Raw genomic sequence first — 24551 nt, forward strand, 5'->3', positions numbered from 1 at the left:
TCTCTCCCTCCTTTCTAATTGAAGTTGAGAGTTTGTAAGAACTGCATATGCTCTTGCGCTTTTTGCATTTTTTCTTCTATCGTTAAATCTTGATTATTTTCTCCATTCAACTTATTGCGGTCGAATAGATCAGATGGTTTTAATTTCTTTTTAGGGTCATGATGATAAGCTACACGCATCATCAGTGCAAATACGCTATTTGTTTGCAACTCATCAAGGTGTTGTTCATTCCGGCCTATCATCAAATTTTCGAATTCACGAGGGGTAAGCTCCATAACCTCGCTAGGCAATAATTTTAAATATCTAAACCCATCTTGTTGAACTTTGTCTAAGTCCTCACGAGTAAATTCTCTTATTCCTCGACCTTCCCGAACATTTCCTCTACCATTTCCATCATCTCTGGGTTCTCCGCTGCTTCTGGATTCTTGGCTAGATACTGCTTCTTCATTTGTTTTCTCAACTTTTTTGTTGTCTTTTGGTAGAAAGTACTTTCTGCTACCACCTCATTTAAAAGTTCTTCAATGAATTCTTGAGAAATTTTCCCCTCTTCAAATTGTTTTTCGATGTTCTCCATGACTTTTTCGCGTGTAAATCCTTCTTTTGTATGCATTAATCCAAAGTAGATAGCATCCACAAACAACTCTAGATCTCCTTGCATACAAGCCATTACAACTTCGTTTGAACCGCCCTCATATTTTTTATTTAATTCATAGATGTTTCCAAAAGTAAGTTTTAATTCGTATTCCTTTTTATCGATTTCAAAACGCATTTATATCAATCTCCTTTTAATTGGATGTTATTTTCAAATTTAAAAAGGACGGTAAAAACCGCCCTTTACTGACCTGCACCTTTAGGGATTACTGTAAGCGTTTCTGTTCTTACAGATCCGGATAATTTTACTTCCACTGAATAAGAAACAAATTCACCGTTAGATGAAGAACGTTCAAAAGAAGTAATCATATAGTTACCAACTTCTGCTTCTTTCGTTCTCATATTAATTTCATAAATCTCCATATATTCACCATTTCTAATGGCAGCCTTAACAGCAGGATAATATGGGTCCCCTTCTGCTAACGTACAAGAGAACGAACGAGTTTCTTTTCTTTTTCCATAATCCGAATACGATCTATCTTTTGACTCTGCTTCAATTTCATCAGCTTCAATATTATGAGAGTCCTCAGTTTGGTCAAATGGCCTTACTAATACAGATTGATTGGTCTGATCATTTATTTTTGCAGCGATAATAAACTCATCACCACGGTACATTTTATTCTTAACTGTTCCAGGTGTTTCAGCCATATATATCACACTCCTTAATTTGCATAGGCTTGTTGGTATTCGAAAATCATCGTTAATTGCGCGGAACCAACTCCACTTGGAGCCGTTGTTACTCTTCGAAAATAAATCGTATCAATCGATTCGCTACCATCTTCATTTCGCAGATGTACTGTGTAACCGTTACTTCTGATTTTGTTAGCAACCTTTTCTACTGCTTGCATTGCCTTATCTGTCGTTGCATTAAAAAACCTTACTACCATTGTGTATAGTAAGGTGTAATGATCTTTTGAAATTTTATCATCATTTATAGATAAAATCGGATAATATACCGATGGAATAACTAGTTCTTCTGGAACTTGATCATGATAAGCGAATGTATTAGCAGGTAAACTGTCGTATACAAAAGCTTTCATGGAACCATGTATTTGCTCATACATAATTATCTCGCTCCATTCTGTACCCATTGCTTAAATTGGCGGTCAAATGAACGTTGGAACATACGCTCATATATCGCTACTGCATTATCCCAGTAAGGACGACCTTCTATGAATTTGGCAGTTAGCATCATTCCAGTAGGTGCATGTGGATCATATTCAAAATTATGTCCTTCCCACCTACCCGGAACGAACCTTCTCACCTGCTGCCACCCATCATTTTGGAGCTTTGCGTAGCTCAAATTACTGCCAATCTCTAATGTTAATCCACCATCGGAGGAACGCCATACATTTCCGTCTGCACCTTTATCAAATGAATTTAGCAGTCGTCTTGTATCTACAACTGCTAATGAAATGATTTGATTTTGTACCTCTTCTAGAAATTGAAATCCGCTAGCTTCAAGCCATAAAGCAACGTTCCTATCTAATCCATTTGCCATACGGTTCAACTTAGCACTGAACTCACGAAATCCTCTAGTCGTTATTTGGCTAGCCATGGCTCACTCTTCCTCTCCCCAGTGGCTTTTATATGTGAAACCTCACCAGTAAGTGGATGCACTACTGGAAAGGGATTGCGTATATAATAAACGACATTAGTGTTTTTCTTGATCACCTTGTCATTATGTTTTATATCTGTACCAGGCATAAATAGCACTCGTGTATGCTGTTCATTTAACTGGTTCGGTGCAGATTGTATTGCAGTAGGTCTAGCAACTGCCACATTCTCTGCAAAGTAGCAACTTTGTTCTGCTATATCAGGAGTATCTTTGTATGAATAAACCGCTTCTCCTGGTTGCCCGTACTTCCCAGACTTTGTTTCCTTCTGCAAATGATAAATATCACATCCGTGAACAAACATACCTTGAAGAGACATTAAATTATCCTCATGTTGAATGTAACTTTATTTTCCCCTTTATGATTCATGAATTTCTGCAGGAGATACAAAACAGAAGGTTTCGTTACACTCGCGCTATCCTTTGTATAGGAGTAATCACCGCCACCGATGCTTTCAGACTTAATCCCCTTCATAGCATTTGTATCACTGTTGGTTGAAGCGTAATACTGGGCCAATTTCTTACATGCTAACTTCACTTCTGCTGGAACCTCAGGATATTTCGTCTTATCACTAAAATCTATTTTAGAGAGATTATAAATCTCTGTATCTGCCTCAAGTATGTCCTGCTCTAATAAAGGAACAGGACGTTTTTTCACTTCAGGCAGTACAGTGTAATCTATTAATTCTTGAGCAGTAATAAGTGCCATACTTATCACTCCTCTCCTTTAGATTTACTACTGTCTTTTCGAACTTCAAATTGTTCATTACCATTTAGATAATCATAGGTTTTCTTTGTAACCTTCTCTTCTTGGCCCAATAAAAAAAGACGTTCATGGACGTTATATGTTTTACCAACAATTAATTTAACGTAATAATTCAAAAGTCATCACTCCTTAACTTTGATAACTTTTGCAACTGCATCTTCCTCTTCGAACTTCACATCAACCTTCGCAGTTAAAACAATAATGAATTTACGAGCGCGAATATCCTTATCTACCTCAATTCGAATATTACGGCTCATACCTGTCACAATATTTTTAGGCGGCGTTAATAAAATATCAGATACAGTATTTTCTCCCTCATTATATGGTTGTAACATAGCAATTCCCTCTACTGGAACACCATAAGCAGAAGCTAAACCACCTTGAAGTGAAACATCCCCTAAGTTAGTTTGTCGCAACGCTACTTGGTCTTTCCATTCAATTTCTAAACCATGCGATGTGTAAAACTTCCAGTCTTTAGGGTTACGTAGGTACTTAGCAGGAACAGCTTTATAGGCTTTCTTAAATACATCTTTAGTAAATGCACCTGCAGCACAATCTACAACATGTGAAGTTGCTTGTTTGCGAAGCCCATCTAATAAAGCTAAATATGAATCTGTAGACGCAATATCACCATTCAGAATTAGCTCTTCGATATCTAATGCAGCACGATCTGCTATCATCTGCATGATAGTATTTTGAAGATTACCTCCCTCAATATTGTTTTCCAATGTATCATAGGTAATATGCACTTCCGCAATTACTTCTTTAGCATTTAACATAATTGTGCTAGTTGATGGAGCAGAGCGATCAGAATCTTTTAAAGGTACACCTTCAACACCAGGGCGAAGAATACGGGAACCAAAGCCGATTTTTTCAATTTTAAGTGTATCTGAAGCCATTTGAACAAAGCGCGAGTCCTTTAAAATAGTAGGAGAATTTTGCACCATACGTAAGAAAGTATCAGCTTGTTCAGGATTCATTAAACCACCACTAGCTAATGTGGCAAGGGTAACGTCCGCTTTTTCAATAATTGTTTTGTTATTAAGTGTCATATATATTTTCCTCCTTCAGGCTTACAGTAAGCCATTCCATACAGATTTTTTAACTTCTGCTTTCTCAACAACATCAGTATCTTGCTGATTACTAATACCTTGAGATTTCTTTAATGCTTCAATCTCTTCACGTAAAGGAGCGGTAGCAGCTTCAACAGCTTTTTCCACTTTAATATCTTCTTCTGTTTTTTCCTCGTCGAGATTAAGGTGTTTCTTAATAGTAGCTAACTCTTCCTTAATTGGGCCAACAGCCTTTTCTACTGCTAAAGTTAATGTTTTTTCTAATTGTTCTTGGTTAAACTCCATATTGTTTCCCTCACTCCCTGCGTCTTCTATTGAAGGTGTGACGCGTGTTTTTAGATTTGTTAATGACTCAATAGCAGCGTCGATATCTCCCATGTTTGGAACACTGATTTTCTTAGCTGCTTTCTCTACTTCTTCAGCAAGAGATACAACAGGTTTTTCCTCCCATGCCTTTACAACTGCTTCTGTGTCCTTCAATTCATTGATAATCTCAACAAATTCAAGTGCGGCTGCTTCAATACGATCTAAGTCGATAGCATCAGCAGTAGGAGCATTCCATAACGATTGATAGAAAGTATCTTCTAGTGCAGAGAAAGAGGCTTTAACATCACGACGATGTTTATTCTGGTTAAATTTATCTCTAACCTCGCCTTTTTCAACTTTCTCTCCACTAAAAAAGCCCTTCATCAATCGGAAGAAGGACTTAAATTGCTTCTCTTCAGTTTTAGTTACTTCTTCTTCAACCACTTCTGTTTCTGCGACTCCTGCTAGGGAATAACCTTTATAGTCTCCCTTTTGGATAGATTCCCACACTTCCTCAGTTGCCTTAGTAACAAGCACCCATGTTCCTTTTGTTATTACCTCACCGTTCACTTCCATATCAGCAGGAGCGATATATGATTCAACTACTTCACCAACTCCTGCTTGGAAATCGTGGTCCTTATCGGTTTGACGATATTTCAACATGAATTCATGAGCTGCTTTTTCGATAGTTGATTCGTCCGCGAAATCGTTATGACTGTCTAAAACGCCAGGTTCATAAACAATTCCATATACTAAACGTTTCTCTTCATCTTCCGACTTGATAACGCGTACTTCTTTTTCAAAGTTTGGTTTTTCATCAGATTTAGTTAAAAAGAACTCACGTTTATTTGCACCTGCATTTACATAAGAAACGTGTGAGACTTGTAGATTCTTCAATTTTCGCTTTGTCATCTGTTCTATTCACCTCCTTTCAAATATGAATCAGCATAGTTTTAGAAGTCTTCATTTTCTACTCAACTCCTTCAAAGTTTCTTCCCTAATCTTCTGCTTCTCTTCTTCAGATAGCCCTAATATATTGTTATCTACTGCAGGAGACATAACACATTTGCAGTTAACTCTTTCTTTAGCAGATAGCGAACTATCTCGAGGAAACATACATCTCTCACCAGATCCAGGCAGTTCAAATTCTTCCTCTACCGGAACCGTTGTACCGTCATACGCCACATGATTGTCACGCGATAGGTTATTCTTCGCTCCGCTATGACGCCACTTCTTACCTGTAACAGCAGGGGATTGGCAATATGATTCAAATTGAGAAGCGGAGCATGCTGCAAGGACTTCAGTCTGCGCTGTCCTCTTCGCTCTTTTACGGTCGAATTCCGGAAGCTTCGCAAGCTCTCCTGCTATTTCACGAGTACCTTTCCCTTTCTCTAATCCTTCGTTTAAAATCCGCTCTACTGCTTTGTGAGAATTAATTTTCATGATCTTACCTAATTCATCCGACCAACTATCAATCCACTTTGTAGTTCGTTTTGAAAAGATATTAAACTGGATTTCCGGGTCAATGGCATCCATAAAAGCTTTTGTCATATCTTTCATCGTGTAATCAAGAAACTTCCTTGCTGCTTTGCTCAGGCTTTTAGCAAAGGTATCAGCCCCAAATAGGCTACCAGTGACAAAGTCGATAATGTCCTTTATCTTGATACCCTTCTCCACAGCATCTTTTTTCGTATAGTTCTTAAGTCCATCGACAAAGTACTTCTTCTGTTTCCGAAGCAGTTTAGCAATTTCTTTTTCAAATTCCTCAACGTACCCTGGTAACATGTTCAATACTTCTAAATCAGCAGGCAATGCAGCTATGAAGTCATCCGTATCAGCCTTTGCAATCCATTCATTAAGAGAAACTAATAGCTTATCAATCTTCTGCATCTTGCATCGACTCCAATAAGTCACGTACATCTTTCATTACATTGACTAAATCCTCATTTGAATTGCTATCAGCTGACTTCTGTAGAGTTTCTCCTAATCCTTTTTGCCAACCACTTACTTTACGATGTTTTTCTAAAACTAAAGCAACTGGTTGATCTGCTTCAGGAATATCATAATCAGAGAACTCTTTGTTTAGCATATTACCAGCGATATTACGTATATCTCGGAATGTTAAACCGCCCTTATCAGCCAGTACCTCAACGGTTTTAACCATATCTTCCGTGTTACTAATTTCTGACTTACGTAGGTTCACATATACGTGTTTTAATCCATATGGAAGCAAAAGAACGTTATTAATGATGAACTCTAAGCTGTTACGCTCAGGTTCAAACACCTGCTCTTCTGTAATCTCACGCACAGATTCAGCAGTTGCTCTGTTAAAGTCTCTAATGTAACCAACATATACATCTGGCAAACGGAATGCTGATTGTACCTTTTGACGTGATTTCTCATCGTATTCAAGGAATAAGGCATCATTTTGCAATACATCCGCTAGTGATTTCAACTCTATATCAATGTTTGGCTGTGTATCACCAACTACACCTTCATCTGCATTTTCAACTTGCAGTAAGAGATATTTATGTTGATTATCTTCACCTTCGACATTTGAAACATAATCGGTAAGAGCAGCTTCGCTTTCTTCTGATAAAATGCCATTCTTCAGCAATATAGCCATTGGAATATGCCTACCTTGTTTGAAATAGCGAAGGTTTAATTCTTCTGCCTTTCTAGCCCCTACCATGTGTACAACATGCGATACCCAACGCGGAATGCCATATGGTCCATTACCAATCTTCAAATGAATGACTTCGGTAGCGTTTTTCTCTCCTAACGAAACATCGGAAAACTCACCAGTCTCTTTATTTAAGAAACGCGGATCGCCAAACTCTTTGAAATAAGTATCTACTGATCCTACTCGTTGTACATAGCGACGGAACCTTTTCTTTCTTTTGACTTCTTTTCCGTTAATTAAGTATGTAACTTCTTGGGGGTTATCATCTTTACGAGTCACTCGCATGTACTGCGGTAACATATTTATTAATTCAGCAGGCTTTCCTTCTAAATTACGAATCGCTTCAATATAACCATTGCCAGTCGTCTCTTTATCATCAATGCCTGTTTCAAGAATCTCCTTGAATGGCTTTTCGAAGCTAAATAACGGAATAATTTCAGTATCAACTAACGTCCACTCCGCCCTCATTTCAGGAGTTTCTTTGTTATCATCCTGCTTATACTTCATTTCATGACCAAACCCAGCTATATTACGCTTGTACGCATCAATACATTGACCAAGAATCGTACTATTTTCTCTAATCTGCTGCAGGTCTTCTATTCTATAAGGTGGTTCAATGATTTCATTTACAGCATACTTCTCATTTTCACTCTCTTGCTGGCGGGATAGTACCTGAGCACTTGTTCCCGCCGCCTTAATTACTTTGGCACTAACTTTCCTTTTATTCATCATTAAGCTGCTTCACCTCTTTTCTTTTTCTTCTTTTTACGCAGTCCGTAAATAATTGTATTAACAAAGTATCTTGTTTCGTCCATATGGTGATCATTCTCTTTCAGTGGCTTATCTTCACCACGTTCAACTGATTTCTCATCCCATATGTAAGAAGCGAACTCTTTAAATGTTTCGTTACAGCAGTCGTTAAAATAAATAATGCCCGTGTTAAGCGCAACACCGACATTACCAATACCCTCTTTGACATTATTTCGGGCCTTATATACTTTTCGTTTGTTTCTAACTAGCAAAGCTATAAATGAAGCAGCGGACGGGTCAACTACTGTACCACGGATTGGCAAATCCCCTACAAATCCCTCAAAGTCTTCGTAGTATTCCTGATCTGTTTTCTGCTTTTCCGTTTCTCGACCGCTATAACGGTACTCTTTCACCTTGTACCATACTTCTTCACCTTTTTCGATGCACTTACCCCACAATCCATATACCATGGCGTTCTGCGTACCATAGTCACAAGAGACAAAATATTCAACGTACTCCCTTTGAATCGTAGGAACTTTATGCTTATTTTCATCAAACATATCGAATATAAGTCCAGAAGCAGCTGCCCATTCACCTTTGATATATCTACGATAGAATACGCCACTATACATGCGATGATATCTTCTTTTCGTCTTCTCATCTAATGACAAATTATCATCCATGGAGAATTTAAGGTGCAGTAGATTCTTTTCTTTCTTTTGATCCAACCACTTCTCTTTAAACCAGTGATACGGGCCTGCCGGATTACAGTTGAACCACATTTTTGAACCAGTTACAGACAAACGGCCTGTTGCTTGGTTAACGAAACTTTGTACCATAAGTGCCACTTCATCAAAAAACATGCCAGCGGCAGTGATTCCTTGGATCAAATCCTGGGAACTTTCATCTTTACCACCAAAAATATAAAAGAAGTTTGTTACGCTATCTTTAGTAATGGTAAGCATATTCTCACTTCTATGATCTTTAACCCTATACCCGCGTGACTTCAGCATCTTTTTAAGTGGCGTTATAACGTTACGACGGTGTGATCCAATCGTTTTACCACACATACCAAAGTTCTCACCTTCAAATGATTCCATTGCCCACATAACATAGGAAAGAGCCATCGATACCGTTTTTCCCGCACGAATAGAACCATCGCAAATAATCCCGTCATAATCTTTAACGGGACTGTTAGGCTTCCACCAGGTTAATACCTTCAGCTGCTTTTTGGAGAATGGCTTAAATTTGAATGGAGCAGGTTTCTTTTTACGCTTCGGAATCGTCGTCATGGCCATCCCACACTTCCTCTACCTTGCCTTCTAGCGCTTCTTTGAAACCATCATCTTCGTACTCATCGCCATCTTCCCCCTTAATACGTGCAGTGTCAGCTTTTGTTTTTTCAATGTTAACTTTCATCTGCTCTAACTTCAATCGTCTCTCATCATCAGCATTTGCTAACTTATCGAACCTCTCAATCATAGAGGATAACGCTGTCATAGCGCGCGAATAAGCTGTAAGTAAATTAGCTTGTTTATCCCATGCAAACTGCACTGTGTATGCGTCTCCATTCAGTGATTCGCTAATCATCTCTTTTGACATATCGTTTTGACTGCGAACATGCATAATACGTTGTGAATTAAGGATATTGAAGTATTGCAGCTGAATAGAGTGGAATAGCATATCTAATTCAGTATGGTTTTGTATTTCATCTAGCAATTCCATTGCATGCGGATCGTCATTCGGGATTATCTTCCTAAACAATCCATGCGTCATAGCGTTATGGTTTCCTTTTGGTGGGCCATGCCCTAGAGCATTCTTATTACCCCATTTAGGGTTCTTGTTACCCGAATTACCCACTGCATTCTTATTACCAATGGGTGCACCTGTTTTCTTGGTTTGGGTGCATCTTTTTTCATCTTTTGGGTGCACCCCTTTTCGATTCCAACCATGCCTTTTTCTCCATGACTTAATTGTATTAATACTGACCTCGTATTTCTCAGCCAGTTCTTTATACTTCATACCTTGCATGTAATCTTCTTGAGCTAACTCGTGTTTTTGTTTCACTCCATATCACCCACCACCTTCTATATAATAGGAAGAAACTCGTTCATTTCTCCCTTCGAATAACTTTTTTACAAAGAAAAAAGACCTTGTAAATTACAAAGTCTTTTTTCTTGTATATAAATTTACAACTTCCATATTAGAATTAGTTAAATCCCTCCACCAGGCTCTGTGTTAGCAGGTGCTCCTCCATGATCTCCATGTGATTCTAACTTCGGTGCAGGGTAATGTCCATGAGTATAAGCCGGTGCTCCTCCATGATCTCCATCAGCTTCTAACTTAGGTGCAGGTGTATCTCCTACGTTATAGGACGGCGCTGGATAGTCTCCATATCCATAAACTGGTGCTCCTGTATGCCCATGAGTATAGGACGGCGCTCCCCCTGTATGTCCATGTGCATAACTCGGAGACCATCCCTCTCCATGAGTATAAGATGGTGCCCCTCCATGATCTCCTACAGAGTCAGCTTTAACAATTCCTCCGCCATTTCCGTGAGTAACACCAAAAATTCCAAATCCTAAAACAGATAAACTTACAACTGCTGTACCAATTTTCCTTTTCATAATCGCTCTCCTCTATGTGTATTTCATGTAAATTGAAATGAACATATTCTGGATATCCGTCATGATGAAAATTCGACTCATTTCATTACCATATATTTATACTTCTATGTATTTTTTTGTAAAACCTTCTTGAAATCTGAAGGAAATGGTTATTTTTTGTAAAAATCAAAATGTAGTAACAAATTATTCACTTCACAATTTAAGCTTCGTTTCCTAGCTATATTCACCACCTCGCGGTAATCCCTAATTCGGTCTTGAAATTCTCTAAAACTCGATGTATTATATTTTTGTGTTTTTCTCAGTTCCCAAGCCGAGAATACATCATCACTTCTGAAAAGGACCCGAACTCCAGCGGGTTCTTTTTTATTCCTATTCTTGTAAATCCCTTCATTTAAATATAAAATTATAAATAAGTTCTAAAAATTTGAATCGAGGTGAAAATCATGAGAAGTTTTGGCTCATTAATGATTTCTACTGTCTGCTCAGTACTTCTTGTAATTTGGAATGCCTATGAATTCTATAACGGATTCACAACAGGGCACACATACTACTGGATTAATGGCATCGGAGCTGTTATCTTCCTTCTATTCCTTATCCTCAACGTGCGAGATTTCAAAAAGAAAAACTACAGAACCTCATAACAATAGAAGTTGATACATATGTGGAAAAAAATTAATAATTATAAGTTTCATCTAAAAGATTTGAAATTTATGACTTAGCTATTTCCAATTGTCGGTTTGTTATATGCCTATGAATTCTTTTCCGGGCTAATGTACCACCACGAGGTTCGTTGGCTTAAGTTAATATGCATGGCGATAATGATTATAGGATTCATCGATATTAGAAAAAAGCTTAAAAACAAAGATTATAGAGTGGCTTAAATCACCAAACACTCTTGAACTCATTTTCGAATCATTGTATTATATTTTCGGGTCTTACTTCATAAATCATTATCAGGAGAATCTGCATGTTTGCAGGTTCTTTTTGCAAAATAAAAAGCATCCACTACATGAACACTTCATGTTATTATGATTCAGTTGTTTAAAATCAGATTGATATGCAGGTGAAACGAATGGAAAATAAAGAACAAGAACCCAAATACGATTTAAGCAAAATATACACATACGAAGAACATCCTGATAAAATCAGTGGTCGCTGTGATAATTGCGGTAATTCCGCATTCAAAAGTTCCATTAAAAATTTCATCTTCTTAAGAGAATGCCGTCATTGTGGCATGAAGAAAATCATCTAGCCCCAGATAGGGCTTTTTATTTTATAAAGAAAAAGCAGCTGTTAGGCTACTTTGAGTTCGTTTTATCACCAAATAAAATGGTATATATATTCTCCCGTTATACTTTCATCAATTCCTGCAACCCTAGCAAATCTCATGATGTCCGCCCCCTGAACGAAATACATCGTTAGCATGACTGGCACCCGTGACCACATAAAACGATAAAGCTCATCTACTCTTTGCTTAGTCGTAACGATTAGATCGTTCGCAGGACCATTAATCCATGCAGTTGTCCTAACTGAAGTAAACGGAAGGTCTTTCCCATTTACCACGATTCTCGCCACAGCATGTGTTATATCCATATTGATCCCCTCATTCCAAGAATCAAATCTGTTTCCCATATTTACATAAGTATTCAACGCTATAAGAAATGTTTAAAATGCTTCTGTATAAAATAAAAAAGCAGCGGATTCGCTACTTTAATTCTTTAGCTTTAGCATAAATAGTAGAGCGTGGGACACCAGTCATTTTAAAAATATCATTTACACTTAAACCATTTTCTTTTCTATTAAAAAATAAGTTCATGGCTTGTTTCACTTGTTTTTCATCCTGCCCTTTACGTCCCATATGTTTGCCCATCGCTTTAGCTCTTTCTCTGCCTTCAGCTGTTCTTTCATTAATTAAATCTCTTTCAAACTCAGCGATAGCTCCTAGCATAGTAAACATTAATTTACCTGCAGGTGTAGAGAAATCAATCTGTTCTTTAAGAAATACCACCGCTATTCCTTGATCAGCTAATTGATTTACAATCTTATGCAAATCAAATATTGATCTAGCTAAACGGTCTATTTTACAAACAACAAATTTATCTCCTTCTCTCATATATTCTAATGCCTTTTGCAATTCTTCTCGATCACTATTAGCCCCACTGTACTTTTCAGAATATATTTTATCACATCCATATTCTGTTAACCTTTCAATTTGCGCATCTAAGTTTTGATCTTTTGTACTTACCCTTGCATAACCAACGATGGCCATCCAAATCACCTCAAAATAGTCTAAAAGTCTTAAGAATTATATACTTTCATTTTAGACTATCTTTTAGACATTAACAACTATATGTTTACAAAGTTTTTACCCTATAAATTTTAATTGTACAAAAGGGTCAACTTTTAGACACACGAATAAGGATTATAACATTAAATATGAATAATAAAAAATATAAATGTATATGATTCCTTTCCGCTGTATCCTTACAAATTTCAGTAACACAATATAATGACTATATATTAAAACACAACCAAAATATTCAGAATAGAAAGAGGAACGTATATGAAACCAAAACTGAAATTCAAATCAACAAGAGGAACACAATTTAAATTTAATTTAGATAACAGACACCAACAACCACATTTATTAGAAAATATTTATTTGACAATAAAAATACTATATATACTTATCAAACTAGTACAAGCGTTACTTAATTAACGCTTGTACTATCAATAATTGTGTTCGTTTGTTTTGTTAATCCTTATCTTTCCTTAACAACAAACAAGACACCACCAGATCACGGCAGCGCCTACGATAATTGCTATTGGTTTTATCATGCATAATTCCATCCAATTCATGGTTACTATTCTAAATAGACCAACGATGTATTATAATCCTTTATATACCCAAGGAGGTTTATCATGCTCGGCTTTCATAAAAAACTATCCATCTTAGGATTCTTTTTGTTTTTATACGGTTTCATCGGTATCATCTTTTTATTACTATTCCTTAACGTGTAGGAACAAAACGTATAAATATATGTTTAATATGTAATTTTTATATAACAAAGAAAAAAGCATCCATATTGGATGCTTAATGTATACTAATATTAATATTGAATAGCTTCATTGATAGACTTTCTAGAACAATAAATATACTAGCTGAAACTGATCTATATCCGATATTCTTTCCTGTAACATTAATAGTAATCTCCGCTAAATGGGTTGACACATCACCTTTTTCAAAAATTTTCTCTTCAACCTTTTCAACTATTGCTACATTATCCACTTCTTTAAAAGTTTTTAGCAATTTTGTTTCTAATAAAGTAAAATCAAAATTTTCATCTTTAACCACAGCAAATTTAATCTTCATTTTTCTTTCCCCATTTTTAACTAGTTAATATACTAACATTAATATAATTATATATACTCGTATTAAATAATACAAAAAAATATATTTTATCAATTTGCCCCTAGTTAACCAATCTAATAGAGGAAAATAAAAACAAAAGGATGAAGTTCCTCTTCCAAGGTGAAGATCACTCTCAACCTTCTCCAAACCACCGCATCAACTAGTATAGCTACACGACCTGTTTTCGGTAACTGGGAGAAGAGCAAGAATTCATCTTCTCAATTTTATAGTCCTCTTCTCATTTATACTCCGTAGAGCTAGCTCAATACTTCGGCTACTTAATATCATTTTCGCCTTCGCTGACCAATATCGAATAATAAAGGATTTATATCCAAGACGTATGTGTTTCTTCCGACGCCTTGTTTGAACCAATACACAAGAGGGACGGAAGGGGAATGTTTCCGTTGTATTGGCTCAAACAAAGAGTGGAACTCTTTGCTCCCGTTTTGGTCATTAATAAGAATCGTGAGTAATGACTAATGTACGAGGTCACGTATACTTTTTAGCTTTTTAGAATGCAAGCGTTACTCAATCATGAGCAACCACCCCCATTCCATTTTCAAGAACCGACATACTAGAGAAAAATAGACTTATATTTATTATCAACCCAGAGGACGCATCTGAGCTGAATAGTAAATACAATAGAAACAGCATGACGGATGCGAGTTATCTCACACCCGCCACACTGGAATATATCATTATAAGTAATTCATTGGTCTTTTCGTCTTAACGCGGGTTCGTACCGCCTTGCCCGCCCTACTATGCGGTATACGTTACTGTGCCATTCTCGCATAAGAACGTTTCACTAATAGGTGTACTAATCCTCTTCGATATGCGGTTGTCAAAGGGCTTGTACCTATAGTTTATAATTTTTGGCATTTTATTTAGTCCCCCAAAAAGTTCGCATTTTGACCGCGTTTTGTTCGCTATTTTTAGATGATTCCTAGCGCTGTAGCAATCAATTTAACCGCACTCTGCTTCTTCTCATAGAAATATGTCTTCTTGAGTAATAGATCATGATAAACATCTGAATCTTTCACTCTCTCGTTTGTCAGGAACTTACGCTCAACGATTTTACGCTCATCCTCATCTAATAAATTGTTCAGTGCCTTCTCTATCTGCTGCACCTTCCATTTATTCGTATTCCTTGAATCACGCAACTCAGGGAATAAACTAATTCCTTCCTGTTCCACATCATTGCTAAAACGCATCTTGAGTGCTCTGTACTCCTTTAATACACTTACTACTTCCTTTTGTACTTTCTTATCATCGATAGCTGGTAATAATGTTAATTGTCTCTCCATGAAGGAATCCCCCTATTTCTGAATTTTGGTTTTTACATTCACATCAGGTACGTGAAATTTTATTATCTCTTTGTTGAATAAGAAAAACATGCATGGCGAGCAGCCCCCACCACCCACTCTGCATGGTTCCGTTATCCATTAAGCCTTTAAAAACTTGCGTTTCTTGTTAGCCATCTTCTCTTTCGCTGCTTCAATGTTATTCGCTACTTTCTTATGATCCTGATCAAATTGAATCATTCCATCAAACATAACTGGCGCTACTGCTTCATCAACGTATTGTAAGTAATCAATTGGCGCTCGTTCTGTCTGTTCTACTAAGTACCCATAAATATCAAAGTCTGCTCTTGGTATAGACTTCTTGCCTTTCGGTTGATGAGACATCCTTACGTAAGATTGAATGACTGATAGTGGTACTACAAATATTGACTTATCCTTACTGAACTCTATAAGGAAGAAACAAATTGCTCCCATCTTCTCCGCTTTCTCCAGGTAATCTAACTGATGCTGCGCAATGTTCTTTAAATCAAATCTTGTAGCATTCTCTGTAGACTTTGCTTCAAATGCAATAGCTCGTCCCTTATATACGCCGTCATAGTCTACTGTACTTTTAGCTTCATAAAATCCATTTAGTACACGGCCACCTTTACTTTTTAACACCTTCACAGGAGTTTGGCGCTTGTTTATAAGCGCCACTCTCCCTCTTTGATACATTTCATTCACTAGATTAATAAGCATTTCAAACGCCATTCCACGGTTTCCTACTCCCATTGTTATTCCTCGCTTCCTACTTGTAAATTTCCACTTCAATTGAATATGCAATATTTCATATTTTGTTATTGTAATATTCCTTTATTAATCATCACTTTCTATTCCACCATTGATATTCATTGATAAATCAACATTTGTAATTTAATTCCTGATGTTCAATTCCGTTAAAACACATTTATTTTATATATCCAAATAATCATATTGGAATTTCTTGTTCTACAAATTTTTAAGTATTTTGTGTATTATATAGCGGAAGAGTAAGGTAAGAGTTACTCTTTGCCATTTTAGGAAAGGTCCTGTTGGAGACAACGGGGCCTTTTTTCGTAAAAGGATTATTTTGTTTTAATTCTATTTATAATTTGCTAAAATTTAGTAAAAAACATCATATTAATAAAGGGGCAATCATGAAACATACTATAAACTTCTGGTCTTTTATTTTTTCATTTGTTTGTGTCGCTTTATTCTTTTTATATCTTGAAGTATGGTCACCTAAAATGAATGAATCTATTATGAATACAATATATTTTCATCCTTTATTCGTTTTGCTAGTTTTAACACTAGGAACTTTTTTTGTTGGTATGATAGGATTCTCTAAAATAAACAACTGGAAAGCAATGCTCAGAAGCATAATAACAGTCAGTCTGACATTTTCATTATCCGTGTTTTTAGCCATTATTTTGTTTGTGGGATATGGATTAAGTTAAAAAGAAAACTTTTTCGTACCCCTGAATAAAACTCAATATTCCGTCAATAATATAGATGACATTAGATTTTCTCCTTGTTCCCCCTTGGAGATGAGCAGTTAGTTTTGGCTAACTGCTCCTTTACTTATAACAATGATAAGATTCTTTAGAATGACTCTTCTTTATTTCTCAATATAAGGAGCCTTGGATTTTGATTAACACTCCTGTAGTATATAAACAAAGAGTAAGGTAAGAGTTACTCTTTGCCATTTTAGAAGGGGTTCTGTTGGAGACAACAGGACCTTTTTTCATATAGAGATTGTTTTGTTTAATTTTTCACCATTAGCCACAAAAAATATCTTATAATCGTTATATACTAAATTAAAATAAAGGATTAGGAGTAGATCAAATGCCAGTTACACTTGAACTTATTCTTTTCATTCTTATAGCAATTAGTGCTGTCGGCTATTTAGTAAAAGAATTTCAAAAAACTAGGAAAAGGACACTTGGAATTTCACTAGAATTCTTGGTTCTTTTCTGGTCAATATGGAGAATATCAACTATCATAATCTAATTTGTAAAACATGAATTCCTTCGAATAAAACTCAATATTATGTCCATAATGTTGATAGGATGTATGCCAAACTCCATTTAGTTTTCTCTGTATCTCCTTGTATTGAGCAGTTAGCTTTTGCTAGCTGTTCTTTTATATGTAAAAATCTCAAACAATCTCTCGTATACTATAATCAGTCCTTTCTTATAACCTGAGCTCGTCACTTTCGTTATAAAAATAGGCGTATATTCTATAACCTATAACCTTTTCAGAAATCATTCATATTTTATTTCTGAAAAAGTTGCTCTGTTTTGTAAAAAGGTGGTTGCGGAAACAACTGCCTTTTTATTTATGAAAAAATGAAATTTTTATAATAAACCTTCAATCTTTGCTATTGCTTCAAATATTGGATAGATTTGCTGTGGCACCACCGCGTTACCTAAGAATCTCAATCTATCTTCGTCCAATCTTGTGGCAGTCCCATCATCCATTCCACAAATTGCAGGTTGATTTTCTTCCCAATATGTTCTGGAAAGTGTTCCCCGATTGATCCTGGTAATGTCTTTCCGTGGCTGCCGTTTACTTCTGAAGGGCACAACCCTCGGATCGGCTTGTAATTTTGGCTTGTCGTTGGAGTGGCCAACAATAAATGTCCGGTATCTTTGATGTGGCGCCCCAACACTGACAGCCGGAAATACGAACGTCCTTGTCGAGTAATTTTCTTCTTCCAAGTCGGAGAGCACGGTGTCCAAGCCCATTGTGACGTGTCCAGCAACATTTTCTCCAACAAACCAAGTGGGTCTGAGTCCTCTAATGAGTCGGAAGACTTCTGGCCATAACCATCTTTCGTCTTCTGCACCTCTTCGCTTACCAACAAGACTTTCTCCCTGACAGGGATATCCTGCTGAAATAACTCCAATTGAATCAATGTCAACACCTCCATCTATTAAGGATTGTTTCGTAAGTTTATATAAATCCGGGAAAACAGGAATGTTAGGATAGTTCTTTCTAAGTATCTTCTGATTGAACTCTTCTATTTCGCAAAAGGCTAATGTTTCAATTCCAGCCCAATCTGCTGCCATGCTTATTCCTGCAATTCCCGAACATAGATCCAACATTTTCATTTCCTATTCCCCTTTGTATTAAAATAGCATTTTTGCTTTAAATAATAACTTCAGAATATCTGGACACATTTACCAATTCATTCCCTACTAAATCCATGTTAAAATCTCTTGTGAGTACGACATAACTCAGTCTTATGAAGCCCTGTAACATTTTCTACGGGGCTTCTTTTTTTTAACAAGACGTTAGTTAATTGTGCTGACTACCTTGATTTACAAAATTACTTTTTGTTCACTTTTTTGATACATTTACGAAACATTCATGTGTTATCTTCAATACGTTCTATTCTTTTTATATTACCGTGTGAGATATACTCAGACTTGAAACCCTAGACCCCCTAACCCTAGGGCGATTTTATTTAATTACTAGTTTTCATTAACCCGAGAACTTAGTAATTACATCCACAGGCTCAACTCTCTCCCTTTTGAGAATTGAGCCTTTTTTTTACCTATAAGATTATCCCCACACTCCCTGCTTATTTTTACAAAATTTAAATTTGGCCTCTATCAAAAATCTCAATATCATGTAAAAGTTACGTAAAGATTGCTATGATTCAACCTATCTGCCTGATAAACGCTATATAATGAAATTGCAAACACCAGGTTTGCACCTTTCTGTACGACATAACTCTTTGCTAGGAGCAAATCCTAGCCTTTTTTATTTAATCCCCGTTGATCCGAAGCCCATATTCCCCCTTTCTGATTCTGATAGCCCGTCCACCTCAACAAAATGAGCTGTTTCCACTGGCGCTATGACGCCTTGAGCAATACGAGTTCCTCTTTCAATTACATAGGCTTGCATACTTGCCTCTTTAGGGACTTCAATGTTATCAACTAGAACACCAATCTCTCCTCTAAATCCACTATCTATAGTTCCAAGTACCACTCGTAACTTTGTATCACGCGTCATACCGCTACGCGGGCGCACTTGTAATTCGTATCCTGGCGGGATTTCGAACGCCAATCCCGTTGGTACAACCTTTGTTTCTCCAGGCCATATAATTGTGTCCGCTGCCGCCACAAGATCAAAACCCGAATCCCCTGGTTTCGCATACTTCGGCACTTCCACATCTTTCAATCGTTTAATTTTCACTCTTAGCTTCATTTTCCCAGCTCCTTATAAATAACTTTTCAATTCTTCTTTCCGGTTCTTCAACACTTCCAAAGAACGCTTTGTCTTACGTTTTTCGCTATCCAATCCAACCAAGTGATATTCCATCTTACGAATCTCGCTTTCTACTACATCAAGTTCACTTTGCACCTGCACCGCGGTTTCTTTTTTCATTACTTACCTCCCTTTGCATCGCTAATTAATTTAGTAATTTCATAAATGCTATTCTCCATCGCTTGCATTACTCTTCAACTCCTTTCAATAGCTTTCTTAGTTCCTCACATGACCCTTCATATAAATCACGGCCATCAGGTAATTTAAATACATGCTTATCAATCAAGCGTTCTATTAGCCTGTCTTGCTCGTTCATATTTACTCCTAACTGATTTGTTTCTTCTCATACTTACGTGGCGGCTTTGTCGCTGCTTCGTATGGATCCATCTTCCTTTTAACTCTCTGGTAAAAGGTCTTATTACTAATCCCATTCGATTCCGCTAAAGGAATGTACTTTTCGAATCCTTTTGCCGTGGTAGCTGCTTCGTATGGCGTCATGCCGTTACGTTTTCGTCTATAAAAGGTAGATTCACTAACCCCATTTTTCTCAGCTAATTTCAGTAATTTTTTATTCTTTTCATTTCCTTCCCAGCTCGTACCGACTGGTGTCGTTATAGCGCGTTCTAAACTCCAATCCAGCTCTTTCATTCGTTGGTCTACATACTTCTTATTAACACCAATTTCAGCAGCCTTTGCATAATCCTTTAATGTTGGCTTCTCCATTTGCTCCCTCCTAATCCAGTGACATAATTTCATCTCGTGTACGATTAGAAATAGTTATCCTAATCTTCTGAATACCATTACCATGTTCTTTCACCGCCATGCTCCATGCTTCGTCTTCTGTCTCAACATCGAACCAGTCTATTTTTTGTCGCTCGTCCTGGTCATAAAAGTGAACTTCATACGTTATGACGTTATGCTGTAAGAACCTATCAGCCGTACTTGTTGCCGTATAATCAAAACTGCCTACAACATCCTCCAGTGTTAGTTGTTTCATGCCCTTAATCCCATTGGACGAGATTTGATTTTATTCTTATCGGCCTGATCCATAATCAATGCTGCGATCTCTAATTGATGTCTTCCTAACTCTTTTGCGATTTCAAGGATTCCTTTGTTTTCCTTCCACATTTCTTGCAATCGAATTACTTCGCTTTCATCAAACACTAGGTCCAATTCTTCTAGAGCAATATATAAGTTACGACGCGATTTCTTCATGTACTTTCCCTGCTGCAATGCCATTGTGTAATTTTCCTTCTCCAAACCCGTTCCAAGTCGTGGCATCCCATTTCCCCTCCAGTTGTAATTGATGAATTTCTCTTAGTTCCGCCATAACAGCATGGCGTCTTCTATCCACCTCTTCTGGACTGCGATTCCCTGCTTCGCAAATACATGGTCTGAATTGATAGCAACCTTTCCCCATATCGTTCTTAATTACTCCTGTTCCTTCACACGCGCACATCTCAATTTCCCCTTTCTATCCTTGCTATTGCTGCAAATATCGGATAAATTTGCTGAGGTACAACTGCATTACCTAAGCTTCTAATTCTGTCCATCCGGTTGGGAACCCCATCATCTCCTCCCAAAAAACTGGATTGGAACGCCCTCTTTTCCCAGTCAATATCATTAAATAGTTTGGAAGTTGTCCCAAATGAGCCCTTTCTCCATTTTTTAATTTTGCTAATGTCTTCTCGTAATTGTTGAGCCCCCTGGTATCCGACGCAGTTGGAGTTGGAAAGAAACGAGATAATAAAAACTCTGTCCCTTCTATGCGGGGCACCGATGGCACAAGCCGGAATAACAAACGGTTGTGAGGTGTAACCGATACTTTCCAAGTCAGTAAGCACATTGTCGAGTCCCAATGTGACATGTCCAGCAACATTTTCACCAATAAACCAAGTTGGTCTGATTTCTTGTAGTAAGCGGAATACTTCTGGCCAGAGATGACGGTCATCCGCCTCGCCCTTTCTGTCCCCGGCAACACTGAAAGGTTGGCAAGGATATCCTCCTGCCACAATGCTAATTGTTCCAACATCAACACCCCGTTCTTCTAATGATTGTTTTGTAAGTTTTCGTATATCTGAAAAGATTGGTACTATAGGCCAATGCTTATTTAGTACTTTCTGATTGAATGCTTCAATCTCGCAAAAGGCTACTGTTTCAATTCCAGCCCAATCTGCCGCTAAACTAATGCCGCCGATTCCTGAAAATAGATCAAGCATTTGCATATTCCGTTCCCCCTTTTAAAATGGCAATGCTTTCCTTCTGTAATCCTTTGTATCTTTGAAAACTAACGCCCTGAATTTATTGAAGATACGTGATACAATCCGCTCATCATATGCACCCTCTAAACGCTCTCCTGTAAGGTTCGTTGTGAAGATAGTAGATTTACCTTGCCTTCCATCGAAAACATCGAATAACACCCTATTAATAAAGTTTGTAGCCTTTGTATTTGCATCTAGTGCACCTAACTCCGCTCCTAAATCATCGACTATTAATACTTCTGCTCTTACTAAGCTCCGTATAATCGCATCCTCAGTTAAGGAAGAATCTTTATTGAACGTGCTTTTAATCTTTCGTAGCAATTCGCCCACTGTGACAAAGACAACTGACTTCCCTGCTCCTGCGAGTTGATCCGCTATAGCGTAAGCAAGATGTGTTTTTCCAGCCCCACAATTTCCGGCCATAATCGTGTTAAACACTTTCCCATTGAGATAATCCGTTGCGATGACCTTGGCAAGTTCAAGGTTCTTTGCTCCTTCATCGCTAGTAGGTTTATAATTATCAAAATTAGCTTTCTTAATGTTGCTATCAGCTATCATGCTTTGTTGATGGAACATGAATTTCTTCTCATTCGCTTTATCTGCATCGTATTTTGCTTGCTCTTGCTGCTGAAGCTTTTTACTTTCGTTTTCAAGGAAGCATCGAGGGCAAACAACTTGTCCGCTGAACTTCATCTTATTCATGCCGTGCGTATCACACACATCAGAATCCATAGTCATATTCACCTTTTTGGCTATATCTGTTGGTATTGCTGCTGTTGCTCTCTGCATTATTTTTCGCTCCCTTTTTAGAATTCATTTGAATAGTTAGTTGATCGAACTTCTCACGTAGCTTTTTAGGCGATAAAATGTTACCTTGCCAGAATGGATCAGCTTGACACCAATCAATAACATCCTTAATCTCTTGTAATTCACGGTTATCCTTTTCACGCATCAATCTAAAATCGTTTGCCCAAGAATCAAAGTTAGGTTCTTTTTGTTTAGGATTATTACCCTTAATTTTTTCAAACAAATACTTAGCTCCGTTGGTGTCGCAAGTTTCAAACTTGTGACGGGAAGGTTTTTCTTTCTTCTTTTTATCTTTTTCTTTATCTATATCTAATTCTTTATCTTCTTCTATATCTGTTGCGTCACGTGACGTCACGCAAGCGTCACTTTCTTCACCCTTATCTTCTAGTGCTAATTGCTGTTGTTTCTTGCGTTCGCGGTACTTTTTGTTTCGTTCTGCATTCAATTGTTTTACGCGTTCTAATCCATCAATGTTCTGATGCTTCTCCCAGTTCGAGATGCATATGTACTGATCATCTGTTATATCAATCATTCCGAACTGTTTAAATGTTTGTAGTGCCAGTCTTACAGTTGCTATCGGTCTATTAAAAAGTGTAGAAAGCATTTCTTCTGTAAAAGGAATGTTTTCGCTCAAGAAAATGTAACCATTAGCATTCGTTCTACCTGCTTGAGACAACAATTTAATCCAAATAATTAGTAGTGTGTCTGCCTCTGGTAAGCTTTCAATCAGGCGAATCTTTTCATCTTCAAACATACTAGTAGAGAGTTTTATCCATTTAACATCTGCCATTTAGTCCACCTTCTTCATCCAACATTCGTAACTGATATGATCATCCATACCTGTAAATCTAATTTTGTCTTTCCCTTTAAATTTGCCATCGTGATAGAAGGTTTTCTCAGCTCTATACACCTTTTTGATAGGAGTGATATAGTCATAACCCCGTTTTTCTAAATCACGAACTGCCTTCAACATTTCTGTCATTGTTCCGCGTCTTACTGGTATCTTAAACATTACACGCCCCGCCTTTCGCATAACGCTATGTCGCCTTGAATTTTAATTATTTTATATCCCGGATAGCGATTGGGAGTAATGTACTCGATTGCCTTTTCTTTCGCCTCTTTTTCATTTCGTACGCCCTTCCTCACCCACGCCGGAAGGACGACTTTCGATTGATTTTTATCTAACATAGGTTCTTCACTCCTTAGTTTGTTTGCTCTACCGCTTCAACCTTTTCTTTTTCGGCTTGTTTAACCCACTTTGTTAATTTTTTAAGTACATCTTCAGCTTGCTTTAACGTTAATTCAGCTACTTCTTTGATGCTTAGATGTCCTTTAATCGTGTCTTCGTCTACTTTCCGAAGATTAGCTAGTTTTTTAATGTTTAATTTGATCACACCGACTTGTTGAGCGGTTATCATTTCTTCTTGTACTTCCGGTAGGTCTTCGCCCGCATAGATGTATAATCCTAACCCGTGAAGTGCAATTGCTTTCACTAAGCAACGCTGAATACTTGTGTTAATATCAAAGCTATTTGGCTCAGCAATTGGTTTATTTTGATTGTTAAGTATTGGGTGAATTTGGCTTAGTGGTAATCCTTGTACAGTTACTTCAACCTCTACAAAATAACCACAATCTGTTTTAAGATAAGGCGCCCCATCGAATCGCTTTACTTCCCATGTTGCTGTTGAATCTACTTCACGAAGTTTTTTAACTGCCCAAGCCCATGATAAGTAATTAAAGCGGCCTTTCTTTTCGACATGTTCCGAACAATCTATTTGAGCCAATTTAGAAAAGTAATTTTCAGTTGTCATATGAATCTCCCTCTCTTTTAAAATGGTGCTACTTCTGTTTGTTTACTGGCTTCATACACTTCAGTAAGTACCTGTAACCCGTATTCATAAGCCACAACCATTGATACAGCGTTAGGTTCTTTACTTTTCTTATATCGTTCAACTAAACTCTTCATAATTTGAATTTCAGCTTCAATTTTGTTTTGTAAGCCCATA

At 37.2% G+C, this 24551-nt stretch carries 38 protein-coding genes and 1 pseudogene; 4 read left to right on the top strand and 35 right to left on the bottom strand.

Annotated elements, in window-relative coordinates; genetic code table 11:
• Nucleotides 1–14: 14 nt before the first annotated feature.
• From EKQ63_RS00120 to EKQ63_RS00190, 15 genes are all read right to left on the bottom strand, one after another.
• Nucleotides 15–275, bottom strand: coding sequence for a hypothetical protein (locus EKQ63_RS00120; protein ID WP_143880485.1), 261 nt, complete (start codon nt 273–275; stop codon nt 15–17).
• A 77-nt stretch (nt 276–352) separates the two neighbouring features.
• The gene (locus EKQ63_RS00125) at nt 353–769 is read right to left on the bottom strand and encodes a tail assembly chaperone (protein WP_143880486.1); all 417 of its coding nucleotides are present in this window, start codon (nt 767–769) and stop codon (nt 353–355) included.
• 65 nt (nt 770–834) lie between these two features.
• On the bottom strand, nt 835–1299 hold the full coding sequence (locus tag EKQ63_RS00130; protein ID WP_143880487.1) for a phage major tail protein, TP901-1 family: 465 nt from the start codon (nt 1297–1299) through the stop codon (nt 835–837).
• 14 nt (nt 1300–1313) lie between these two features.
• Complete coding sequence (locus EKQ63_RS00135; protein WP_143880488.1) at nt 1314–1715, bottom strand: phage tail terminator family protein; 402 nt, start codon at nt 1713–1715, stop codon at nt 1314–1316.
• Nucleotides 1716–1717: 2 nt separating this feature from the next.
• Nucleotides 1718–2209 carry an HK97 gp10 family phage protein gene (locus EKQ63_RS00140; RefSeq protein WP_100771650.1) on the bottom strand — a complete coding sequence of 164 codons (492 nt, stop codon included), beginning with the start codon at nt 2207–2209 and terminating at the stop codon, nt 1718–1720.
• Entirely contained in the window at nt 2194–2586 is a 393-nt protein-coding gene (locus EKQ63_RS00145; protein ID WP_143880489.1) for a DUF3599 family protein, read from the bottom strand. Before EKQ63_RS00145 ends, EKQ63_RS00140 begins: the two co-directional genes overlap by 16 nt.
• A complete protein-coding gene (locus EKQ63_RS00150) occupies nt 2586–2975 on the bottom strand; it encodes a protein YqbG (RefSeq protein ID WP_143880490.1) in 390 nt (129 codons plus the stop codon). Before EKQ63_RS00150 ends, EKQ63_RS00145 begins: the two co-directional genes overlap by 1 nt.
• A gap of 5 nt (nt 2976–2980) precedes the next feature.
• On the bottom strand, nt 2981–3148 hold the full coding sequence (locus tag EKQ63_RS00155) for a YqbF domain-containing protein (protein WP_097851683.1): 168 nt from the start codon (nt 3146–3148) through the stop codon (nt 2981–2983).
• A gap of 6 nt (nt 3149–3154) precedes the next feature.
• Nucleotides 3155–4084, bottom strand: a complete 930-nt coding sequence (locus EKQ63_RS00160; RefSeq protein WP_143880491.1) for a phage major capsid protein — start codon at nt 4082–4084, stop codon at nt 3155–3157.
• Nucleotides 4085–4105: 21 nt separating this feature from the next.
• Nucleotides 4106–5323 (bottom strand): XkdF-like putative serine protease domain-containing protein, encoded by a 1218-nt coding sequence (locus EKQ63_RS00165; RefSeq protein ID WP_143880492.1) that lies wholly within the window; start codon nt 5321–5323, stop codon nt 4106–4108.
• Between the two features lie 51 nt (nt 5324–5374).
• The gene (locus EKQ63_RS00170; RefSeq protein ID WP_143880493.1) at nt 5375–6301 is read right to left on the bottom strand and encodes a phage minor head protein; all 927 of its coding nucleotides are present in this window, start codon (nt 6299–6301) and stop codon (nt 5375–5377) included.
• The gene (locus tag EKQ63_RS00175; protein WP_143880494.1) at nt 6288–7826 is read right to left on the bottom strand and encodes a phage portal protein; all 1539 of its coding nucleotides are present in this window, start codon (nt 7824–7826) and stop codon (nt 6288–6290) included. Before EKQ63_RS00175 ends, EKQ63_RS00170 begins: the two co-directional genes overlap by 14 nt.
• On the bottom strand, nt 7826–9142 hold the full coding sequence (locus tag EKQ63_RS00180) for a PBSX family phage terminase large subunit (RefSeq protein ID WP_143880495.1): 1317 nt from the start codon (nt 9140–9142) through the stop codon (nt 7826–7828). Before EKQ63_RS00180 ends, EKQ63_RS00175 begins: the two co-directional genes overlap by 1 nt.
• A complete protein-coding gene (terS, locus tag EKQ63_RS00185; protein WP_143880496.1) occupies nt 9114–9911 on the bottom strand; it encodes a phage terminase small subunit in 798 nt (265 codons plus the stop codon). Before terS ends, EKQ63_RS00180 begins: the two co-directional genes overlap by 29 nt.
• 146 nt (nt 9912–10057) lie before the next feature.
• On the bottom strand, nt 10058–10471 hold the full coding sequence (locus tag EKQ63_RS00190; RefSeq protein WP_143880497.1) for a hypothetical protein: 414 nt from the start codon (nt 10469–10471) through the stop codon (nt 10058–10060).
• A gap of 443 nt (nt 10472–10914) precedes the next feature.
• On the opposite strand from EKQ63_RS00190, the gene EKQ63_RS30075 reads away from it, so the two are divergent.
• The 3 genes and pseudogenes from EKQ63_RS30075 to EKQ63_RS00205 all read left to right on the top strand — a co-directional run bounded on the left by EKQ63_RS30075 (nt 10915) and on the right by EKQ63_RS00205 (nt 11723).
• Nucleotides 10915–11112, top strand: a complete 198-nt coding sequence (locus tag EKQ63_RS30075; protein WP_143880498.1) for a hypothetical protein — start codon at nt 10915–10917, stop codon at nt 11110–11112.
• Between the two features lie 18 nt (nt 11113–11130).
• Nucleotides 11131–11352 (top strand): annotated as a pseudogene (locus EKQ63_RS00200) (hypothetical protein).
• A 191-nt stretch (nt 11353–11543) separates the two neighbouring features.
• On the top strand, nt 11544–11723 hold the full coding sequence (locus EKQ63_RS00205) for a DUF8096 family protein (RefSeq protein WP_081101972.1): 180 nt from the start codon (nt 11544–11546) through the stop codon (nt 11721–11723).
• Nucleotides 11724–11788: 65 nt separating this feature from the next.
• On the opposite strand, the gene EKQ63_RS00210 is transcribed toward EKQ63_RS00205, so the two are convergent.
• From EKQ63_RS00210 to EKQ63_RS00230, 5 genes are all read right to left on the bottom strand, one after another.
• Nucleotides 11789–12103, bottom strand: a complete 315-nt coding sequence (locus EKQ63_RS00210; RefSeq protein ID WP_098215800.1) for a hypothetical protein — start codon at nt 12101–12103, stop codon at nt 11789–11791.
• Between the two features lie 73 nt (nt 12104–12176).
• On the bottom strand, nt 12177–12740 hold the full coding sequence (locus tag EKQ63_RS00215; protein WP_001018889.1) for a recombinase family protein: 564 nt from the start codon (nt 12738–12740) through the stop codon (nt 12177–12179).
• Between the two features lie 825 nt (nt 12741–13565).
• A complete protein-coding gene (locus tag EKQ63_RS00220) occupies nt 13566–13844 on the bottom strand; it encodes a hypothetical protein (RefSeq protein ID WP_098539121.1) in 279 nt (92 codons plus the stop codon).
• A 971-nt stretch (nt 13845–14815) separates the two neighbouring features.
• Nucleotides 14816–15187 carry an ArpU family phage packaging/lysis transcriptional regulator gene (locus EKQ63_RS00225; protein WP_098539122.1) on the bottom strand — a complete coding sequence of 124 codons (372 nt, stop codon included), beginning with the start codon at nt 15185–15187 and terminating at the stop codon, nt 14816–14818.
• A 138-nt stretch (nt 15188–15325) separates the two neighbouring features.
• A complete protein-coding gene (locus tag EKQ63_RS00230; protein ID WP_143880499.1) occupies nt 15326–15955 on the bottom strand; it encodes a Holliday junction resolvase RecU in 630 nt (209 codons plus the stop codon).
• Nucleotides 15956–16359: 404 nt separating this feature from the next.
• Here EKQ63_RS00230 and EKQ63_RS00235 point away from each other — a divergent pair, with 404 nt between their 5' ends.
• Nucleotides 16360–16659, top strand: coding sequence for a hypothetical protein (locus EKQ63_RS00235; RefSeq protein ID WP_143880585.1), 300 nt, complete (start codon nt 16360–16362; stop codon nt 16657–16659).
• A 900-nt stretch (nt 16660–17559) separates the two neighbouring features.
• Here the strand turns inward: EKQ63_RS00235 and EKQ63_RS00240 are convergent.
• From EKQ63_RS00240 to EKQ63_RS29740, 15 genes are all read right to left on the bottom strand, one after another.
• The gene (locus EKQ63_RS00240; RefSeq protein ID WP_143880500.1) at nt 17560–18315 is read right to left on the bottom strand and encodes a DNA cytosine methyltransferase; all 756 of its coding nucleotides are present in this window, start codon (nt 18313–18315) and stop codon (nt 17560–17562) included.
• 655 nt (nt 18316–18970) lie between these two features.
• On the bottom strand, nt 18971–19417 hold the full coding sequence (gene dut, locus EKQ63_RS00245) for a dUTP diphosphatase (protein WP_143880501.1): 447 nt from the start codon (nt 19415–19417) through the stop codon (nt 18971–18973).
• 12 nt (nt 19418–19429) lie between these two features.
• A complete protein-coding gene (locus EKQ63_RS29730; protein WP_190240614.1) occupies nt 19430–19597 on the bottom strand; it encodes a hypothetical protein in 168 nt (55 codons plus the stop codon).
• Nucleotides 19598–19664: 67 nt separating this feature from the next.
• Nucleotides 19665–19793, bottom strand: a complete 129-nt coding sequence (locus EKQ63_RS00250) for a Fur-regulated basic protein FbpA (RefSeq protein WP_143880502.1) — start codon at nt 19791–19793, stop codon at nt 19665–19667.
• Between the two features lie 8 nt (nt 19794–19801).
• Nucleotides 19802–20200 carry a hypothetical protein gene (locus EKQ63_RS00255; protein ID WP_074603296.1) on the bottom strand — a complete coding sequence of 133 codons (399 nt, stop codon included), beginning with the start codon at nt 20198–20200 and terminating at the stop codon, nt 19802–19804.
• A gap of 10 nt (nt 20201–20210) precedes the next feature.
• The gene (locus EKQ63_RS00260) at nt 20211–20474 is read right to left on the bottom strand and encodes a hypothetical protein (RefSeq protein ID WP_071737005.1); all 264 of its coding nucleotides are present in this window, start codon (nt 20472–20474) and stop codon (nt 20211–20213) included.
• A complete protein-coding gene (locus tag EKQ63_RS00265; protein WP_143880503.1) occupies nt 20471–20716 on the bottom strand; it encodes a helix-turn-helix domain containing protein in 246 nt (81 codons plus the stop codon). The genes EKQ63_RS00260 and EKQ63_RS00265 overlap by 4 nt, the downstream gene beginning before the upstream one ends.
• On the bottom strand, nt 20673–20936 hold the full coding sequence (locus EKQ63_RS00270) for a hypothetical protein (protein WP_143880504.1): 264 nt from the start codon (nt 20934–20936) through the stop codon (nt 20673–20675). Before EKQ63_RS00270 ends, EKQ63_RS00265 begins: the two co-directional genes overlap by 44 nt.
• Nucleotide 20937: 1 nt before the next feature.
• The gene (locus EKQ63_RS00275) at nt 20938–21702 is read right to left on the bottom strand and encodes a DNA cytosine methyltransferase (RefSeq protein WP_143880505.1); all 765 of its coding nucleotides are present in this window, start codon (nt 21700–21702) and stop codon (nt 20938–20940) included.
• 15 nt (nt 21703–21717) lie between these two features.
• Nucleotides 21718–22476 (bottom strand): ATP-binding protein, encoded by a 759-nt coding sequence (locus EKQ63_RS00280; RefSeq protein WP_143880586.1) that lies wholly within the window; start codon nt 22474–22476, stop codon nt 21718–21720.
• Nucleotides 22460–23335: a phage replisome organizer N-terminal domain-containing protein gene (locus EKQ63_RS00285; protein ID WP_143880506.1), complete on the bottom strand. Its 876-nt coding sequence runs from the start codon at nt 23333–23335 to the stop codon at nt 22460–22462. The genes EKQ63_RS00280 and EKQ63_RS00285 overlap by 17 nt, the downstream gene beginning before the upstream one ends.
• Nucleotides 23336–23557 carry a hypothetical protein gene (locus tag EKQ63_RS00290; RefSeq protein WP_143880507.1) on the bottom strand — a complete coding sequence of 74 codons (222 nt, stop codon included), beginning with the start codon at nt 23555–23557 and terminating at the stop codon, nt 23336–23338.
• Nucleotides 23557–23733, bottom strand: coding sequence for a hypothetical protein (locus tag EKQ63_RS29735; protein WP_190240615.1), 177 nt, complete (start codon nt 23731–23733; stop codon nt 23557–23559). Before EKQ63_RS29735 ends, EKQ63_RS00290 begins: the two co-directional genes overlap by 1 nt.
• 14 nt (nt 23734–23747) lie before the next feature.
• The gene (locus EKQ63_RS00295) at nt 23748–24356 is read right to left on the bottom strand and encodes a Sak single strand annealing protein (protein ID WP_143880508.1); all 609 of its coding nucleotides are present in this window, start codon (nt 24354–24356) and stop codon (nt 23748–23750) included.
• Between the two features lie 17 nt (nt 24357–24373).
• Entirely contained in the window at nt 24374–24550 is a 177-nt protein-coding gene (locus EKQ63_RS29740; RefSeq protein ID WP_162840204.1) for a hypothetical protein, read from the bottom strand.
• Nucleotide 24551 lies beyond the last annotated feature (1 nt).

This window comes from Bacillus sp. BD59S, assembly GCF_007363175.1.
Classification (GTDB): Bacteria; Bacillota; Bacilli; order Bacillales; family Bacillaceae_G; genus Bacillus_A; species Bacillus_A pacificus.